General features: G+C 33.2%; 11 protein-coding genes. 3 read left to right on the top strand and 8 right to left on the bottom strand.

The genetic code is table 11. The annotated features are described in order from the left end of the window. Nucleotides 1–37 precede the first annotated feature (37 nt). Nucleotides 38–1,165, top strand: a complete 1,128-nt coding sequence (locus tag BAZ10_RS00120; protein ID WP_078770300.1) for an FAD-dependent oxidoreductase — start codon at nt 38–40, stop codon at nt 1,163–1,165. A gap of 822 nt (nt 1,166–1,987) precedes the next feature. Here BAZ10_RS00120 and BAZ10_RS00115 read toward each other — a convergent pair. The 5 genes from BAZ10_RS00115 to BAZ10_RS00095 form a co-directional block, all read right to left on the bottom strand. Continuing rightward, nucleotides 1,988–3,790, bottom strand: coding sequence for an ATP-dependent nuclease (locus BAZ10_RS00115; RefSeq protein WP_078770299.1), 1,803 nt, complete (start codon nt 3,788–3,790; stop codon nt 1,988–1,990). Between the two features lie 11 nt (nt 3,791–3,801). Then, complete coding sequence (locus BAZ10_RS00110; RefSeq protein WP_078770298.1) at nt 3,802–5,448, bottom strand: response regulator receiver domain; 1,647 nt, start codon at nt 5,446–5,448, stop codon at nt 3,802–3,804. Continuing rightward, nucleotides 5,445–8,441 carry an ATP-binding protein gene (locus tag BAZ10_RS00105; RefSeq protein WP_078770297.1) on the bottom strand — a complete coding sequence of 999 codons (2,997 nt, stop codon included), beginning with the start codon at nt 8,439–8,441 and terminating at the stop codon, nt 5,445–5,447. Before BAZ10_RS00105 ends, BAZ10_RS00110 begins: the two co-directional genes overlap by 4 nt. Next, entirely contained in the window at nt 8,408–9,607 is a 1,200-nt protein-coding gene (locus BAZ10_RS00100; protein ID WP_221407369.1) for a DNA cytosine methyltransferase, read from the bottom strand. Before BAZ10_RS00100 ends, BAZ10_RS00105 begins: the two co-directional genes overlap by 34 nt. 361 nt (nt 9,608–9,968) lie before the next feature. Then, nucleotides 9,969–10,361 carry a hypothetical protein gene (locus BAZ10_RS00095; protein ID WP_078770296.1) on the bottom strand — a complete coding sequence of 131 codons (393 nt, stop codon included), beginning with the start codon at nt 10,359–10,361 and terminating at the stop codon, nt 9,969–9,971. A 1,546-nt stretch (nt 10,362–11,907) separates the two neighbouring features. Here BAZ10_RS00095 and BAZ10_RS18900 point away from each other — a divergent pair. Continuing rightward, the gene (locus BAZ10_RS18900) at nt 11,908–12,045 is read left to right on the top strand and encodes a hypothetical protein (RefSeq protein WP_165690081.1); all 138 of its coding nucleotides are present in this window, start codon (nt 11,908–11,910) and stop codon (nt 12,043–12,045) included. Nucleotides 12,046–12,123: 78 nt separating this feature from the next. On the opposite strand, the gene BAZ10_RS00090 is transcribed toward BAZ10_RS18900, so the two are convergent. Genes BAZ10_RS00090 through BAZ10_RS00080 form a run of 3 tightly spaced genes read right to left on the bottom strand, consistent with a single transcriptional unit; the run spans nt 12,124 to nt 18,054 of the window. Further along, nucleotides 12,124–13,479: a RagB/SusD family nutrient uptake outer membrane protein gene (locus BAZ10_RS00090; protein ID WP_131828780.1), complete on the bottom strand. Its 1,356-nt coding sequence runs from the start codon at nt 13,477–13,479 to the stop codon at nt 12,124–12,126. Between the two features lie 31 nt (nt 13,480–13,510). Further along, the gene (locus BAZ10_RS00085; RefSeq protein ID WP_078770294.1) at nt 13,511–16,708 is read right to left on the bottom strand and encodes a SusC/RagA family TonB-linked outer membrane protein; all 3,198 of its coding nucleotides are present in this window, start codon (nt 16,706–16,708) and stop codon (nt 13,511–13,513) included. Between the two features lie 53 nt (nt 16,709–16,761). Beyond that, on the bottom strand, nt 16,762–18,054 hold the full coding sequence (locus BAZ10_RS00080; protein ID WP_078770293.1) for a TlpA family protein disulfide reductase: 1,293 nt from the start codon (nt 18,052–18,054) through the stop codon (nt 16,762–16,764). Between the two features lie 1,168 nt (nt 18,055–19,222). Here BAZ10_RS00080 and BAZ10_RS00075 point away from each other — a divergent pair. Further along, a complete protein-coding gene (locus BAZ10_RS00075) occupies nt 19,223–19,450 on the top strand; it encodes a helix-turn-helix transcriptional regulator (protein WP_078770292.1) in 228 nt (75 codons plus the stop codon). The last annotated feature ends 70 nt before the right edge of the window (nt 19,451–19,520 follow it).

The raw sequence follows: 19,520 nt of genomic DNA, 5'->3' as shown, positions 1-19,520 counted from the left end.
TTTCAAATTTGTATCGTAATAAAATTAAGATAAAACAATGTTACTAAAAGATAAAAAAATAGCCATTATCGGAGCTGGTCCGGTAGGGCTAACTTTCGCAAAGTTATTACAACAAAAAGGAGTTGATGTAAATGTTTATGAAAGAGATAAAGATTCTAAAACAAGAATTTGGGGAGGAACTCTCGACATCCATAAAGATTCAGGTCAAAAAGCTCTTAAAGAAGCAGGATTATTAGATAAATACTTTGCCCTGGCAACACCAATGGGAGCAACAATTACCGATCAAAAAGGAAATGTCTTATCTGTAAAACAGATCACGTTGGAGAATCAGCATTACAACCCTGAAATTAACCGAAATACACTAAGGACAATGCTTTTGGACAGCTTAACTGAGAATACTGTTATATGGGATCGAAAATGCATTGATATTGAAGTTATGCATGGTAAGTGGTTGTTACATTTTGAGAATGGGACCCATGCGTTTGCTGATTTTGTAATTGAAGCAAATGGTGGTATGTCTAAAATAAGGAAGTATGTAACAGATACTCTTGTTGAAGACACTGGAACGATGATTATCCAAGGTGATATTCCACAACCCGAACTAAATGCAGCTGAGTTCCTCCAGTTTTGCAATGGTAACAGAACAATGACATCATATCAAGGTCATTTATTGGTTGTAAATCCCTGTAATAACAACGAACTATCTTATGGTATAATTTTAAAAAGGCCGGATCCACAGGATATCACCACTACAAATTTACAGGACACAGAAAGTATCCGCGAATTCCTTTTAAATAGATTTATGCGCTGGAATGAGCTTTATAAACAACTATTAAAGTCCACCCCAAATTTCCGAAGCTTACCGATAAGAAAATTCCCACTCGAAAAACCATGGAAAGACAACCGTCCTTTACCAATTACACTTATTGGAGATGCAGCACATTTAATGCCTCCGTTTGCTGGTCAGGGTGTAAACACAGGACTTGTAGATGCTCTTGTATTATCTGAGAATCTTACAAACGGAAAGTTCGAAACTATACAAGCAGCTATTAATGACTATGAACAGCAAATGTTCATCTATGCAGGCAAAGCACAATTGGAATCCTGCGAAAATGAAATATTAATGCAACAACCCGATTTTTCTTTTCAGCAATTGATCATGTAAGTAAATAACAGGAGAAAAATAAGAGTACTTTTAACTTTACATTATAAAAACAAAAAAAGCCTTGATTTCTCAATGCTTTTTTTATTCTGCGGAGAGTGAGGTAAAACCACCTATTCTCTAAATCTCTTTTTTTATCGACATTTTCTGAAATTAAGTTTCAGCTACTCACCGAATTACTCACTTTTGAAATGTAGGTTTTTGATTCGTTTTATTATATCAAATATAGGAAAATATTTATCTCCTTCCTTATATTATAAAGAAAAATATAAAACCCTGAATACAAATCCTAAAACTTCATTGGTCTTTTGGGGATTCTTTTAATCCAGTAAGTATCACACTGGATATTTTAACATAATTTTCTGCTCCATATCTACTCTGCTGAAATATTTTTAAAAGAAAGCGAAGAAAAAACCGAAAAAAAGAAGAAAAGAAAGTCCTCTTTTAAGGGAGTGGGGTGTTGTGTCAAGGTTTTTTGGAAAAAGTTTTTGTGTATTTTTATATACATAAAAACTTTTTCTAAAAACCCGTTAGGGCCTGACCTTGACAAAATTTAGTAGTTGGACTCGGAAGCTCCCTATCTTTGACTTCTTTTTTTATTTTTGTCTCCACAAAATACTAAGTCCATACTAAAAGATCCATGAGCAAATATTATTGTTTTATACTTTGAAAGCACAACATTTGAACAACTAGGAAAGCATTTTATCGTTTTTCCGAAACTAATAACCTTTTGAAAACAAATACGTCCGAATTAAAATTTTCAGCTCCGTTTCGTTCCCAGAAATTTTAAACATAATATCTGATTTTTTCTCGGAAGAATAGATATCAGCCATTGTCAATTATGGAATTAATAGTTTCAATCAGGCTTTGATAATCATTATTTTTAGCATTTACCCACCTCTGGATAAATATTTTTTGAGTATTCAAAATATCTTCAGAAGTATTATTTCCCATCATATATTTTGTGTATATAGAAAACTTCTCTTTAAAGCTGTTAACAGCATTACAATCTTGTATATATTGGGAAAATTTTGAATTATCTAATACAGATTGCGCCATCATACTCGAAAATTCTTCATTCCAAATTACTTCTTCAGGAGTATTTTTAGGTAAATAGAACACATTCCTATTATAATATTCTAAATACTTTTTAAGTAAATCTATTTGTTGTTGTTCATTGCCAGTATTTCCTAAGCTATCTACAGAGAATTTTATTTCTTCACTCGTTTGTTCTCGTATTTTAGATTTTAAAAAATCAACTGTTAAGTCAGATACAGCAAAAGTAGTCCAATTATAATGACTATTATTGGGTTTCTGATCACCATCAAAAAATATATAATTTGAACTATTATTTTCTCTACAAAAAACAGGTATGAATTCTTTTTTAATAACACTTTCTCCGCCCGGATTGAATTTAATATTAAACATATTCCTTGTCTCAAATCCTAGTTCTGAGAGAACGGCCGAAAGTATTTCTTGAGCTAAAGTATCTTCTACTATAATTTCCTTTTTCCTAAGCAAAGGAAACTCTATATGATAAAATGCTTCTTCAGGTGAAAGATTTTCCTTTACTAGAAATCTTTTATTATTAGGGTTTTGATAAAATACTTTAATAGCTTCTTTAGGTAATCCATTTACTAATGAGGGAGAATGGCTTGTCAGAATTATTTGATGTTTCTTAAGTTTTATTTGCTCTAATAAGAAAATTTTCAATCTCTCTTGAGCTCCCGGATGCAATGAAACTTCCGGTTCATCAAGCAAAATGAGAGAATAATTTTGAGCTTCTAAAATTTTAAGGACTAACTTTACTACGGCAATTTCTCCGCTTCCTGCAAAAGCTTCCGAATATCTTGCATGTCCCGTGTTAAAGATAACAGTATAACCAAAATTTCTAAAAAAGGAATGTTCAATATATTCTCCTGAAATATATTCTTTTCCCAATATAAAGGATATCCACTTAAGTTCTTCCTGAGTTAATACCCTTAATGGGTTGTTAATAGCTCCTGCTCGGGTATATACAAATGATTTTCGTCCAGAAATTATATCTTGAAGCTGTTTTGATTTCTTCCGGATAAACTCCTGTTTATTTCTTGTTGAAGTCCTTGAATTGTTTCCAAAATGGAAAAATTTATCAAAAGCACTCAACTCAGCTCTAAAATCAATATAAACAACATCTTTGGCAATTGGAGTATCTCTTCCCCCATCTTCTCTGGATGTCATTCCTGCCCATACTAATGGGCGGCTAGTTTCCCAATAATTAGGGTCATTACTTCTTCTTATCCTTGCCTTGACTACCTCTTTATAAGAATTATCATCTCCTTTAAACCTGTACCAAAAAGAATGTCTCTTTTTCTGATCATCATAATATTCTATTGGGTCTACACTTGTATCAAACCAAAATTCATAAGGAGTTGTTCTGCGAGGGGCTCCATATAAAGCGTGTAAACAGGAAGACTTACCACAACCATTTTGACCAATAAAAACAGTTAGTGGGAATTCAAAATTGATTTTTGTATTTAATTCAAGATTTCTATAAAATGGGAACTGAATAAAATCTATATATTTTTGAACACTTCCAGAATTTTTTATTCTTTTTACTGTATTTATTAATTGATCTAGCTCGTACATTCTTTAAATTTTTAATTCCCAGACCATCTTCTAAGCCATTCAGATAAGTCTAATCCAACCCGTGAAAGTTCAAAAGCTAAAGAATTACTTACATTCTGAGCAAAGTCATTCTTTAATTCGCCTATCCATAACATATCTTTATTATCTCCTCTTTTAAACTTGATTTGGGAATCACTTTCAAATGAGCAAACATTACCATTTTCATGAGTAATAAAATCTACTAATTGTGAGTCGTAGATTTTATAATTAATTTTGAAAAATTTAAACTCACCATCCACTTTAACAACAAAATGAAACTTTTTCGGCGGTTCAACAGCATTTAATTTTAATAAAAGGAATGATCTTTTTCTTTGACTAATTCTAACAGAGTCACATTTAGGTTGAACACAAAGCCAATAGCTTTCTTTTCTCTCTTCCTTCAAGATAGTCCCTAATGTCATTGTAAAATTAGAAATCAAATACCTTGGTTTTATTGTAGTGAGAATTGAGAATTTTATGTCACTCATTTTTGCTTCGTCCGCATCGTTAGCAAAAGTATTTGTAAGATTCTTATGACAGATCTTTGAAAATAATACATTTTCTTCAAATGGAATTTCTTTTTTATAAAAAGTTTTTTCTACTCCATGTAAAACTATGGAATGCAAAGTGTCAATATTAATATTTTCTGGTGGATCGAGGTTTGCAAGCTGTTCTCTATTATCGAGCACAAATGGATAACTTGCATCCCTGTATTGATCCTTTAAAAATAATGGAAGTGCTCGTGTCTTAATAATTGAATTAATTTCACTTTCCTTTATTAAACTTTTGATATCACTACCTATAATTTCTAATAGCTGGTCTTCTGCATCATCCGGGGTTGGTAATAATGATCGATGTGTTAAGTATGCTGGGTCAAGTTTTCTGTTATACGATTCTAATAAGTTATAAGTATTATTTCTAACCTCAGAAATTGCCCTAATCGCTGCTTGTAGTACTAATGCATTGGTTAATTGTGCAAATTCAGAATTTATTATTTCTGGTAATTTTTCTAAATTAACCTCTTTTCTTTTAACTTCTTCAGAAATATGTTTATGATCTTCAGGTAGCTTAAAGTAAATTGAGAGTCTTATCTTATCGTTATGAAAATATAATTCATCTTCATTTTCTTCGTAAGCAATACCTAACTCATCAAGTTTTCTCCTAATAGGAATAACAATTTTTTCTGTATCATATTCTGCTGTAAAAACTATGAGTAATTTCGGAGTTCTATGATTCTCACCTAAAATTTTCTCTATTAATCTTATTGCATAAATTCCTCTTGACTCATCTTCATCAACATCCTCTTCTAACTCCTCTTCAGATAAAACTTTTTTAACCTCTTTTCCATTTTGTTCGGATGGTTCCATGATAATTTTCCAATCTAATACAGTAACATCACAATTTTTCGCTAATGTTAAAACGGTATCTTCATCTTCAATGTTATTATATTTGAAAAATGAGCATGATTTCCCCTTTTTCGCAAATACTTTGGTGATAATATCTGCATTAATTCTATGATCGATCCCTCCATTTATAGGATCTTCAGCATCATTAAAAAAAGGCTGGTCGTCAACAAAACAAATAGTTTTTATGAAATTATCAGCTACGTCAATTGATTCTTCAAAATAATTTTCACTCATTTTTCATCTTGGTTTATTGGTGAGATAACAAAGGTTACTTTCATATCTTTTCTCGGTTCTCCCACATAAATAGTATATCCGGCAGAGCGTAAAACTTCTTTTGATATATATAACCCCATTCCTCTGCCATTATTTTTCTTGGATTGACCAAATTCAAAAATATTTTCATAATCAGCAACAGTAATTTCCGGCCCGTTATTTGAAACATAAAAAATATTTTTGTTCATATCTGCATGTAATCTTACAATTCTTTCGTGATCATCCGTTGTCTGTTTAAGCCAATGAATTGCATTGTCAACAAGGTTTACAAATACGGGGTAGAACTGGGAACGGTATCCCTTGAATTTAATATCGGAAAATGCCTTTGTTCTCTTCAAGTTAATATTATGCCTATCAATTCTACCTCTAAAAACATCTAAAAGGAATAAATATATTTCTTCTCCTTTTATATTTTCTTCCTTTCTATACAATCTACGATTAAGAGGTGTTAAAAGAGATAAATAGGTATCTAAATGTTCAAAATTGGTTCTGATGTTTCTGTAAGTCGAGTCTATTTTATTGTCCACGTCCGCCCATCGTTGTAAATCTCGAATACCATTTCTTAAAGAATTTACAGTACTATTAAATTCATGATGTACAATATTTACAGCTAAACCAAGCTGTGTTAACTCAATGTCAGCAAACATTTTCTCTTTGGCTTCTTCCAATTCTTCTTCAATAGCTTCTGTGATTTGAGCATTAGTTACAATACGTCCAGATTCATCTTTCTCCCAATAAATATTATCTAATTGATGTATAATATTTTCTAAAATAGAATTTGCATAATCTTTTTCCTCAATTATTGGCATTTCTATTTGTTTTATCTCTTCATATATGTCAACATCACTCGTATTGGCTAATTTAATATCTGTTAAACCTATTTTGGTCTGTCTTATTTTTTGTTCAAGATCTCCCATTAATTCTTGGGTCAATCTTCGTACTTTAAACGATATTTCCTCAGCAATGTTTCTTGCTTCATCAAACCTTTTCTTTGTAGTGTCTTTAGCTTCTTCCGAAATTAAATCAACATGCTTTTCAATTCTTTTCCGTCTACTTATCTCAATATTAAGTTCGTGCTGAAATTTGTTTAATAATTCTTCAATTTTCTTATCAGCGTTATTAAAATATTCGTTACTGATTCGACTGTATTCTTCTAAATATGATTCCCAATTTCTTCGTTGTTCTCTTGTAAGGCTAAAAGCTCTTGGAGCCATAACTTTATTTTTAACTCTTAATTCGGTTAACTTTTTTCTACCTTCAAACTCATAATCAATAAGTTTTTGACTTGCTTCATCAGGATCAGCTATATAAGCTATTGATCCCATATTTTTTTCAGTAGAATGTAAAATTTCGTCGATACTATTTTGTAGATCACCAGATTGAACACTTTCAAAAAAAGTATTTATTTCTCCTAAAAACTTATCCTTTCTTTCTTTTGCTCTTTTTTCTCTTTGCTCTTTAGCTTTGTACATTTTTTCTCTTTCTTTTCTTATTGTTAAGAAAGTCGATGTAAAGTCACCATTGCCTTTTTCCCTGAAAAAGTCATTAGCAAGTTGTACAAAAAAATTTTTTAAGATATCTCTTAATTGACGGTAAGCTTTGTTTTCTATGAATCCTTCACGCCCGGCTTTTTCAATAAGCTCTGGATTCTCTGCTTTTGAGATGTCCACAATACCAATCATTCTTCTATAGGAAAAGAAATAATAACTTGCACTCTTTGATCTGTTTTTTTCAATATCTAAAAAATCAAAATTATTATCTCCATAAGGCAATATCCTTATTCCATCTCGATAGATATATAAACCTCCATAACGATCTAATTTACTCCTGATTGGACTATACAATCCCTGTTCTAATAATGATTGTTTTAGATCTCCTTGTAAGTATGCGGTTTCAATCGAAAATTTTCCACAAGAAGTTTTTCTAAAATTATTTCCAGACCATATTATTTTATGATTATCAAAATCATTATCATAAACCTTCACATTCCCAACAAATTGTCCAAATTCGTCAAACTCACCTTTAAAATGATGGTCCATAATTTTAAACTCGGCAGGACTAATAAACGATTCCTCACCAATCAGATCATAGTAAATCCCATCATCTCCTCTGTAATCTCTAAAAGCTGTTTCGATATTAGGTTTTGGATGATCTGGTGTCATTGTATTTGTAAAACCAATAAGCATCTTCTCTAAGCTTGAAGCTTCATCTCTTACCTCTTTATCTCCATCAATATTTGCATTTAAATTATCATCGCAAGGCGAAATATAAAAATGTGTTCCTGATTTTTCAGTTAATGTTAAATTATTTGGTAACCAATCCATTAATTCAAAAGGATCACAATTAAAAGAATTTATTTCATCTTTTAATTTGATAAAATCCTTATATTCAATATCATTATTATCAGCAATTTTTTGTAGATGTTCAATCACTAACAATTTCATATTTTCGATTTCTTCAACCGTTAAAAAATTGTTTTCAGGTTCAATAACGGGAATAAAAACTTGGTCTAAGTTAATTCCCGGGCATTCAAATACTCCCCAATTTATAAAGGCAGCTATCAAGGGCATCAGTTTTCCTTCTCTCTCTGCTCTTGATAAAATTAAAACTTGTTTCCCTATTGATGCAATTGCCAATCTACCAATGCCCTTCTCTCCCATTATGGGTCTTAGGGCTTTATTTAAAGCGGTGGGTGGTGGAGGCGTTTTATGATTAGCAAACTTACTTTCTGTGGCTAGAACCAACCATCTTTTTTCAAAATCATCTTTGGTCATACCAAGACCATCATCTCTCAATATAAAGAGTTGCTCTTTTCTAAAATAATCAACTTCTACATGATCAGCATAAGCATCATGAGCATTTTTGAAAAGTTCGTTAATTGCCGTGGGAATTCCTGCAATCTGCTGTCTCCCTAGTAGATCTATTGCTCTTGCTCTTGTTTTGAATTGCGCCATAATTTCCAATGTTCAAAAATTGTTACCCCAATAGCTTTAGCTAATTTGGGAGGAACTGCATTACCGATCATTGTCGCTACAGTACCTTTGTTAGAAGAGTAAAAGTTATAATTTAAAGGAAATGATTGCAATGTAGCACCTTCTCTTAAGGAAATAGCTCTATCTTGCTCTGGATGTGAATAACGCCCCGTGCTTGTATATATAAATCTTGTTGTAATAGTTGGAGCAGGTCTATCCCAATACATTCTTCCGTAAACATCGTAATGACCATCATGCTCCTTATAGCATTCTAATTGTAAATCTTTATTATGCTCCCAATTTTTTCTAGAACCACCATCTTTAGGTGTATGTTTTAATCTTTGTAGATTTAAATCGCTAACTCTTGAAACGGTATGCATATATATTGAATTATCAATAAAACCTGCTTCAACTTTTGGAAAAAGCTTTTCATTACCAATAGCTTTTTTCACTGTCATTATATTATCCTTTTTTTTATCTTGTAAAGGTAATTTAATCTCAGAATTAAGTCTTGAGGCTATTAAAATAAAACGTCTTCTATTTTGAGGAACGTTAAAATATTTTGCATTAACAACTTTCTGATCAAAAACGTACCCCTCCTTTCTTAGAGATTTTTTAAAATTATGTATTGGACTTCCTACTTTTGTTTCCAAACCAGGAACATTTTCAATGAAAACAAAACCAGGTCTATAATGAAGAACAAATTCTTTAAAATCCTCAAGTAATAATCTGCTCTTTTGGGATTTCGTTTTATCAGATTTTAAATTAGAATAATACTGACATGGACTACACCCTACAAAAATTAGATTATTATCATTCTTTTTAACTTCAACATATTTAGTCAAGTCTTCTGGAGCCAAATTTGAAACATCCTCATTAATAAAAATTGCATGATTATTTTTTACGTATGTATCTTGAAATTTAGGATCAATATCAACTCCTGCGAGCACTTTTATTCCTACTTCTCCAAAACCACAAGTTACTCCTCCTGCACCGCAAAAAAAATCTATAGCCTTTAGTTCATTTGTTATTTCCATAAATAGAAAATTCGTAATATACAAAAATATATAAAATATATCTTTTCTAACAGTATTTTTATGCCGTTTAGTAAAAACTTTAATCTCATCAACCTGAGGTGTAAGTTTCATATAATAAGATTTGATAATATATTAGGTTAATTAAGAAATCTTTAGAACCATGCATAGAAAGTGTACAAACATCATTGTATTTCAATTTAAAAAAATTATCTTATCTTTTCATCAGGCTTCAATTTTCCTACGAAATCCAGAGTGATTACTTAACTTCCTATTTAATTTAATGGATGGATTGTGAAACAGCAGATAGTTAATATAACCCGAAGAATTACGATTCTCCAGACATTTGAATAGATTTTATCAATACACTTCACTTTATCACAGCAAAAGCTGAGTAAATTTCTAATATAAACTGTTCATGTTATCAATTACATATATTTATAGGTAGACAGATAAAATTTGTTACAGCCTATCATTAGCTGGATTTGAAACTAGGTCTATTACACATTACGATTAACGAATAGATTTTTGTGAAAATTACGTTTTGGTGTTCCTTTAGTTCAATGATTGTTTTCAAATTTTCACTGAAACTTTTTAGCTCCCCTTTACTTATAAATTTTTGAATATTGGCTATTTTAGCTATCTGATTAATGTTGTTTTCGACCTTTGCAAAAATATTGTCCTGTTTTTCAATAAATGCCAATATTTTTCTCCTTTCATCATCAAAAATTCTACCCTCCACGGAGTCAATAATTAAACTGCTCAAAGAAATTTGTCGTTTGGAACAAAGCTTTTTCCAGTTTTCTTTCCGGTATTTTTGAATTCTTATGAAAATACGTTCTTCTTTTCCATTATTCTTCGTTTGCATATAATAATCAGCTTAGAATTTCTTTGTAAAATTGAGGCATAATAATCCTGAAAACAATAGTATATAAGGGACTTGGCCTAAATAAGATGAATCTGGACTCATCTGGAATATATAAAGATTAAAAAAGAATATACTGGGTTAATCTGGAATATTGTATCTGATTTTCCCAAAATAAAAAAACTGAGTTCCGAAGTTTTTCCACCTTTTTGCAAAAAAGGCAAGAGAGTCTTTGTAGGGAAAACTTGAAAAGTTTGTACGTACAAAGACACATCTTGCTAGAAAAAAACCGCATAATTTTCAGAGCTCTAAAAAAGTAAAAACAGAACAGCTAACATGTTATAATTATGATTTAATCTGAGATTTCTTGTTATTGAAAGAAAAAAAGACGGCAAATTATGGCGGGAAGACCTGCGTAATTTTTACGCAGGCTATTCATGAAGCTGTATCTATTTTACTCACCCTTGGTCATAGCCTACTACTTTTTCACCCATGTTCTATAGTAAGATGGGTAAAAATTACTCAGGTTAGAGAAATAGGTGGGTAATTTTTATGCAGGCTGTAATTATTTTAAAAATGTGTCTAGTCCTGAAAAAAGTTTACACTGTCCTGATCGGAGCAGTCTCTTTTATTTATCAGAGATTTTTTTGGTACGGCAGTTATTTTAATAATACCCTCAGAAATGACTATCACATAAAAAGACTATGAATTATTAAAATAAGACCTGAGTGATAAGAATTACGCAGGTTCTCTGCTAACCTATATCTATTTTACTCATTTTTGGACGCAACCTGTTACTTTTTCACTCACGTTCCACAACAGGGTGGTTAAAAATCACTCAGGTTAGAGAAATAGGTGGGTAATTTTTACGCAGGTTGTAATTATTTAAAGTGAATCATGGAAGGAATTAAACTATATTGATGGACAGATTAATAAAAGAATGTTCTCCTTTGTCGGAAACAGATTGAAGGATTCCAAAACCCTTTTAATTCCGATATTCTTTTTTATTTCTTTACAGTTCATTTTTTCTTTTTTCAATGCAAATTTTCCCGTCTCTTTTCCTTTTAAATAAAAAAAGACTTTTAATTACTTTTAATATACTTTTAGTGATTAACCACATCCCCTTATGACAAAGCATCCATATTCAATCTGGAATGAGTACAATTCCGAATTCTCCATGAGCGCAATTCCGAAACATAAATGAGTGCAATTCCGAAAAAACAGCTTTTACCAGATGAGTACAATTCCGAATCTGATTTTATTTTCTTCTGTTATTTTTACCTTATCTACAATTTTCAAAGGCTTTACAATACCTAAATGAGTGCAATTCCGAAATTGGACTCATAAAAATTCCAATTTTAACAATTTCTTAACTTTAGCGAGCGCAATTCCGAATTCCGAATGAGTACAAATCCGAAATACGGATGAGTGCAATTCCGAAATTAAAGAATAACAGGGTAGCTGTTTGGTAGTATTTCTGTCATTTTCGTTTCTCTGTATAATCGTATAATAAGTTCCTGTATTTTGCTTAAAAAAACGCTCTCTGAAAATGTATAGATTATTTCAGAAGACACAGGTATACAGTAATAGTACTAAGCCTTATTTTTTGGTTATATCCCCAAACACCGCACTTTCCGGTAAGACAAATGCTCAGGTACTTTCGATCAGTATGGATCGTAGACCTTAATTTATAACAAAGGTTGGCAAAATTGCCAACCTTTAATTTTTCAAGCCAGTTTATTATACTTAATAGCAATTTATTATTCTATCTGCGATTCTGTGGCATCCCCGACAATTTAATAATTTCCTCCGGAATAGCTATAGCATAACGAGGATCATTAGGTGGTAAAGAGTATTGTTTATTTTCAATAGTTCTTGTTAAGGTAATATTAGCTCCATCACGGTTGTATCTTTTCAAATCCGCCCAGCGAATCCCTCTAAACAATAGCTCCTTTTGTCTCTCTTTCCTAATAAGCTGTAATGCCTCTTCTTTGGAATTAGCAACAAAAGGGATAAATGTTTCGGCTTTCCATCTGGTGATTAGAAGATCATTAAGCATTTTCATAGATTTGGTAACATCACCAGTCTGAGCATAAGATTCTGCTGCGATCAAATACAGCTCATCCACTGCAACGCTGGTCATTTTCCCCGAAGAACCTCCTGTGTAGTTTCCTTTAAAGATAATATCTCCATTAGGGTTTACCCTAAAATAAATAAGTTTTCTAAGATCATTTTCATGATATAATTGAAATAAATTTAATGGAACCTTAGCTACTGTAAAACGTACAGGTCCTGAGATACGCATTGTAGTTCTTAATAAAACTTCAGCGTTCATATCCTTAATAGGATAAGTATCTGATGATTTTAGTGTATTAAAATCCATTAAAGTATTTTGCAGTTCTAATGCCTGTAAGGCATATTGTAAAGCTTTTTCATAATCTCCTATATATAAATAAGTTCTTGCCAAATACCCAAGTGCTGTAATCTTTGAGGGTCTGCTGGCAGCTATCTGCTTTACAGGCAGTAATTCCACAGCCTGAGTTAAATCCTTTAAAATCTGATCATAAGTCTGTTTAACCGATGACCTTACCGAAGTCTGGTTCATATCAGAATCTAACCGGAGTGGTAAACCTAAATCCTGTCCTGCGGTTGCCTCATTATAAGCCACACACCATATCTGCGCAGCATCCAGATAGCGTATGGCACGCAGTGCTAATGCCTGACCTTTTACATTCTCAGCTCCTGAAATATGATAGGTTTCCAAATTGTCAAGCACTGCATTACTTACATAAATAGCCTTGTAACAAGAATACCAGTCATTTCCTACCCCTTGATTGGTCGACACATAATCAGGCTGCCATGTATACAATCTTTTATCTTCATTATATTCCAAGGCGTTATAATCGCTATCTGATAAATAAAATTCATCAGAGGAAGTCATCCCACTGGAAGCAAAATCTCCCAATACATCTGTTATCCTATCCAATAATGCCTGATTATCTTCAAGGGTTTGAGGAGTAGCCAGCTGTGAGTCAGATTTTTCATCTAAAAACCTGCTACAGCCCGTTAACACTACTAATACAGATAAAAATCCAAATATTTTTTTTAATGTTTCTTTCATAACATAATAATATTGTATTGAAATAATCAGGTTAGAATTTGGCACGAAGCCCTATTGTATAAACAGCCGGAGGTCTTAATCCATTAAGCCCAAGATTATAATCCGGGTCTATTCCACTTTTATTAGCCCTCCATAAAATCCCCAGGTTGCTTAGGTTCACAAATACACTCAGGTTTTCAAAAACAGGAGACCCGAAAAGAGCTTTGTCAAAAGTATATGTGAGGTTGATATATTGTAATCGTATATGATCTCCTTTTTCAACAAGTATACTTGATCCGCTATAGAATGCATCCCTGTTAGCATCACTCTGATAATTATTGGATGGTACATTGGTAAAGGCTTCATCACCCTCTTTTTGCCACCTGAAGGCATAATCACTATGTCCAGTCCAGCTGGTAAATAAGTTGGTATAGTTTATTGAATTTCTTCTAAACCAGTATCCAAACTTGTAAGAAATACCTATATCCATACTAAAGTTTTTGTAGCTAAAGGAGTTCACAAATGAGCCATAGACCGTAGGAACCGCTGAACCGTAGAATTCTAAATCCTGAACTGAAGTACCTACACCCACCATTTGGGAATAATCCTTACTGACCTGTCCGTTAAGATACCCCTGCGGGTCTCCGGTTTTAGGATCTAATCCAGCCCATTTATACGCAAATATAGAATAGACAGGTAATCCCTCTACTCCCGATATGGGTACGGAAGAGCCATTCCCTATGAATTGGCTCGCCAGAGGATCTGCCAGATAATATTTTGTGACCTTATCTCTGTAAGTACTGAAGTTTAGAATAGTATTCCATTTTACTGCTCTGTCAATATTCATGGTCTTTAGTTCAACGTCTATTCCATGTCCGCTTGTCTCTGCTACATTGGAAAGCATATAGTCTATACCTGTTGTGTAATCCATTTGTCTGGGGCCAAAAAGGTTGGTTCCTTTTTTAGTAAAATACTCAACAGAGCCACTTATTCTGCTGTTTCGAGAAGAGAAATCTACCCCTGCATTAATCATTCTGGAAGTTTCCCAACGCAGCCTTGGATTAAAATAATTGTCAAAACGAGCCACTGATGTTCCGGTGTAACGGGATTTATCCGTATCAAAAGCGATGGTACTTACAGCGACCATTGCAGGATCTATATTTCCATTAAATCCATAAGATGCTCTCAATTTTAAATAAGGAAGCCATTCTGCGTGATAAAAATTCTCTTTGGAAATTTCCCATAGCGTTCCCACTGACCAAAAGGGATTCCACTGGTCATTGGTATTTAACCCAAACAAATTGCTGGCATCCCTGCGAAAGCTTCCCGAAATAGTATACTTGTTATCAAAAGTATAGGCAGCATTTGCAAACAGAGAAACAAAACGAGTCGTTCTCTTTCCAAGGGATTGCCCCCTTTGGATAAATTCCATACTACCCGTAGGAAGAAGTGTATACTGCCGGGTATAATCAACACTACTGGAAGCCATACTGTTTTCATTATACCCATAGTAACGGTTATATTCGTAGCTTCTTACCGCATCACGGCTCTCTGCTCCTGCAATTGCTGTGACGCCGTGTTTATGCCATTTACCTGTATAGTTTAATTGCCCTCTTACATTATTGATAATGGTTAATGTTCCTGACTTATCTAAAATCCCGCCCTTTGGAACAATAAAATTTGTGTTTCCGTTGGTATCTATCTGCGCAAAACTGTTTACATAATTTCTGGCAAAGTAACTTTGTGAATTATGAAGGCTTTCTGTAATATCATTCTGTCTCTGATACTGGTATTTGAATTCGGCTTCAAGTCCTCTTAGAATTTTATAATTAACAGAAGCGTTAATCATCACTTCCGTTCCATTAGTCTTTGCAGAGTCATTCTGCCAGTCTAAAAGTGGATAATAATTCCAATCTAAAAGCTTTCCTGATCCAAAACTATCTTTATAATTCTGATCATAGCCCTTTGTCACTATACTCGGATTACCTTCGCTGTCTGCCAGCTGCATATAGGGCACTGCTGAGTTTCTTGCCATTGTAATCCCTCCATAGCTTATGCGCCCACTCTCTGTACGGGTATCTGTATAATATATTCCGGTATTTACAGTTAATTGTTTTATAGGACGCCACGTATTCTGGAAACGAAGATTGGTTCTGGTATATTTCTCTCCAAGATTTCCTTTGTTGTCATCATATCCAATTCCGGATGTCCATGAAAATTTTGGGGCTCCACCTGCAATGTTTAAAAAGTACTGTCTTTTTTCAGAAGGCAGATACATATACCGTCTGTACTGATCTCTGGCATCAATATTCCTTAAAACCCCAATCTGACGGTTAACTTCCTCCTCACTCATAAGCCCCTTTCTCTGCTTGTTCAGTAGATCTACCACCGGAGATAAAGCCGGATGTGATGAAGAGTTAATATCACTATCATAGTAACCTCTTTTAAAGAGTTCCGTTTCAACATCTATAAAATCTGATGATGAAATGGTCTTTAGGTAATTGAAATCAGGTTTTGGGCTTATGCTTGTATTAGCTGTGAACTCTAGTGACAGTAGCTGGCTGAATTTCCCACTCTTTGTTGTAATGACAATAACCCCATTGGCAGCTCTCGCTCCCCAAATACTTGCCGCAGATGCATCTTTTAGTACCGTAATACTTTCAACCATATTGGGATTGATATTACCAATGTCTCCCTCATAAGGAAAATTGTCTACGACAATCAATGGTGATTTAGGACCATTGATTGTACTGATACCCCGAATCATCAATTGAGGAGTTCCTGAGGTTCCCCTGTCTATTGTTACTCCGCTTATCATATTGGAGAGACGATCCAAAACATTGGTGCCAACCTGTTGGTTTAGAAGTTTGTTATCTGCATGAGAATAAGATCCCGTGGCTCTTTCCTTTGAAATTTTCTGATATCCGGTGGCTATATTTACAGCTTCTATATCCGTAAACTTAGCTGTTAGCATAATTTTTACGGGTATACTTTGAGGAAGGTTTAATTCTATGGTTTTGGATTCATATCCCAGAACTGAAGCTATAACTTCAATTTTGTTTTCTTTTGTCTCAAGCCTGAAAAAGCCATTACTATCTGTGATTACTGCGGTACTGCTATTTTTTAAAGCTATGGTAACATTTTTTAGTGGGACTTTGCTTAATTCATCAAATACTTGTCCGGAAATAGTATGTTGAGCCATAAGTGATATACTACTGCATAGTATCAATGGCATGAGTATTTTTTTCATAGTATATTATTAGAGTTTTATTATTGAGGGCTAAAGAATAGTGGGTAGTCTCTTTATGATTTATCCTTAATGACAAGTACATCTATATCCCTGTCAGCCTCAATGAGATCAAGATCATATTTTGAAAGCGCTTTGCTTAAAGAGACAGGATCTGAAATATCCAATAGCTTTAAGTCCATATTTCCTGTATATCCTGTTTCATCAATAATGGGCAGTTTTATTTCAGGAATTCCATTAATACTGTTGACAAAAGCATACATAGAAATATTTTGTAAGTCTGATTCTGAGGTTGAAAATCTATATTTCATTTCACCCCCTTTGGTGGCAATCTTATCTTTTTGCGAGGTTCTTCTAAGAATCAGACATTTTACCTTCCTTTTTTCTATACTGGCGGAATAATCTGCAAATTGGCTAAGGTTTTTAAGCATCATCGGATAGAGTGAATCGGATAGTGATACCGGAACGATGTATTCGTAATTATAAAGATTATAATCCTCCACACGTCCTTCGGAATTCTTTATATAATCCAGTGCAGCCCCATTCTTTGCTTCTATAACTATTCTTTTATTACTAAAAGATTCTTTTCGTTGTTGAAAGATTTCATCGGTAATAGCGGTAAAGATCTCCAGTAATGAGAGATTGGTAAACTGACGGCCATATACAATATTTCCTTTTCTATGGAAGCCTGAACCGAAACCTATACTTCTTATCCTTCCTTTTGAAAGAAGTGAATAATTTGTAAGGCTGGTTCCTTTCTCCTGATCGAAACTTTCTGATAACATTAAAGGTCTTTCCCTACTCATGTATACAACGGTCTGAAGACTGGAACTTTCTCCTTTTAATACTTCATTTATGGTATTTTCATTTACCTGAGCCCCATCAGTGGTATTAAGTAGTTTTCCGTCCTTAATCCATATAATATAAGGGACTCCTTTATGAGGAAATTGAGAATGCAGAATTTTATCTCCCGCTACGGAAAGTATCTCCTTATACCTCTGTCCATTTTTAGAGGCGAAAAATTTTTCCAGAGTGGCTCTGTCCTGATTGCTGACAGCCAGTATTTTTATCTTGCCATTAAACTTCTTTTGAAGTTCTTCCATTTTAGGAAAGCCTGTAAGGCACGCACTACACCATGTATTCCAGAAGTCAAGTAAGATCAATTTATCTTTATCTTCGGATAATTTTATAGTTTTCTGTGGATGATTGACAACCTCCATTGGGGCTGTCCAAACAGAACTTGGCAAAGCATCACCTATTTTCAGAGTTTTTTTTTGTGAATATGCCAAGGCAGCTACTATCACTGCTAAAATAAGGGACACACGCCCCCTGCAAAAGAAATTTTTCATACTTTTGATGAGTTTAAATAAACTATTTCTGATTACTCTTCCTCACTTTATGTAAATGCTACTTCACGAGGTGCTGGAAGAGTTTGTTTTTTCACGCTTAAAGATGCATTGGTAGTGTTCCAATGATGAATACAAAGTTATTGGTATATCATAGGCAGGTAGAATTGTATTTTGAAAAAGCAGGGAAAATATACCTCATAACTATATTCCCCTTGCTAAGTGCAAAAAGTCTGGTCGATAAGACGAGAAAGATTTCATAAATAAGGATTGCTCCCGCAATGGTTGTACACCCATTGTAACTCTCATACTCTAATACATAACTAATCTGGCCACTCTTCCTATCCTGTGTAATTTTGTGATATAGGGAGTTTGATAGACTTTTCTATGTAATACTGTCAAAATTTATTTATTGGACTTTACCAATTTTTGTCTAAATTTTAATTTTTGACATTCTCACAGGCTAATTAATGGTTTTTGTTTTCTTACCTGAGCAGGGAAAATATAAATACACTTCCCCTTACCACAGGCAAAATTTGATTGATATGAATGTTTGAATGTTTTTATTCTGAAAAACAGCTCTATACCAATGTTCTTTTACCTTTGAAGAATCAGAATTTGGCAGTTATAGAACAAAATACTACTTTTAAGGTGCGAGTTTAAAAGAAGACCAAATTTAGTGGCAGGCGTATTTTGTAAATCCATATTGAAACATACCTCACATTAATGTTAGGTATAGAGCTGATGGTCTTTATTGAAAATAGAGGGTTAACCTGACGGTTCCTTAGTTGGAGGGGTGGATAATTTCGTTCTCATATTAACTTTTTTAAATATTGGTATAGAACGATGTTTTCTGTATGAAGAGTTTCCTTGTAAAAAAGCAAGGAGCGGTCTCACACTTTCAATCCGCTGGGCGACCAAGCCCATCATTAATTTTTAATTAATGATTTCCATTGAAAGTTAACGTGAGAACCGCCCACATGCGTATGCAAAGTTAATAAACTTTTTAAACATGGAGCGATTTCACGATCCTCTCGTTGGTTTTTGGTCTTTTTGCGGAACGAGAAAATATCGTCAATTAATGCCTCTGTGGCTTAATTATCAAATCTTTAAAGCAAATATAATAATAATTCTTAAATGTGGCAAATAAACCACAAATATTTTACTTATAATGACGGACAAATATCTAAAAACATATAAATATGTTGGTGCAAAAATTAAGGAAAGACGATTAGAATTAAATTTGACCCAAGAACAACTGTCTGAGAAAATACCAAAAATGGATAGGTCAAAAATTAGTGATATGGAAAATGGTAAAGAGGATTTTCGTTTTTTAACATTATTAAAAGTATGTGATGCATTACATATTAGCCTTTTTGATTTATTGAATAAAGAATAACTTCAGTCAACATAAATTGGGATAGTCAAAATCACAGAATTTACCGATTCTAAATAAAGTTAAAAAAACG

It is taken from the genome of Elizabethkingia occulta, assembly GCF_002023715.1.
GTDB classification, from domain to species: Bacteria; Bacteroidota; Bacteroidia; order Flavobacteriales; family Weeksellaceae; genus Elizabethkingia; species Elizabethkingia occulta.
Note: the sequence above shows the minus strand (reverse complement) of the source record. Positions and strands in the feature narration are given on the sequence as shown.

Bases quoted from the DNA above. Each gene is read 5' to 3' on its own strand.
- BAZ10_RS00120 (WP_078770300.1), top strand. From the start codon at position 38: ATGTTACTAAAAGATAAAAAAATAGCCATTATCGGAGCTGGTCCGGTA.
- BAZ10_RS00115 (WP_078770299.1), bottom strand. From the start codon at position 3,790: ATGTACGAGCTAGATCAATTAATAAATACAGTAAAAAGAATAAAAAAT.
- BAZ10_RS00110 (WP_078770298.1), bottom strand. From the start codon at position 5,448: ATGAGTGAAAATTATTTTGAAGAATCAATTGACGTAGCTGATAATTTC.
- BAZ10_RS00105 (WP_078770297.1), bottom strand. From the start codon at position 8,441: ATGGCGCAATTCAAAACAAGAGCAAGAGCAATAGATCTACTAGGGAGA.
- BAZ10_RS00100 (WP_221407369.1), bottom strand. From the start codon at position 9,607: ATGAAACTTACACCTCAGGTTGATGAGATTAAAGTTTTTACTAAACGG.
- BAZ10_RS00095 (WP_078770296.1), bottom strand. From the start codon at position 10,361: ATGCAAACGAAGAATAATGGAAAAGAAGAACGTATTTTCATAAGAATT.
- BAZ10_RS18900 (WP_165690081.1), top strand. From the start codon at position 11,908: ATGTATAGATTATTTCAGAAGACACAGGTATACAGTAATAGTACTAAG.
- BAZ10_RS00090 (WP_131828780.1), bottom strand. From the start codon at position 13,479: ATGAAAGAAACATTAAAAAAAATATTTGGATTTTTATCTGTATTAGTA.
- BAZ10_RS00085 (WP_078770294.1), bottom strand. From the start codon at position 16,708: ATGAAAAAAATACTCATGCCATTGATACTATGCAGTAGTATATCACTT.
- BAZ10_RS00080 (WP_078770293.1), bottom strand. From the start codon at position 18,054: ATGAAAAATTTCTTTTGCAGGGGGCGTGTGTCCCTTATTTTAGCAGTG.
- BAZ10_RS00075 (WP_078770292.1), top strand. From the start codon at position 19,223: ATGACGGACAAATATCTAAAAACATATAAATATGTTGGTGCAAAAATT.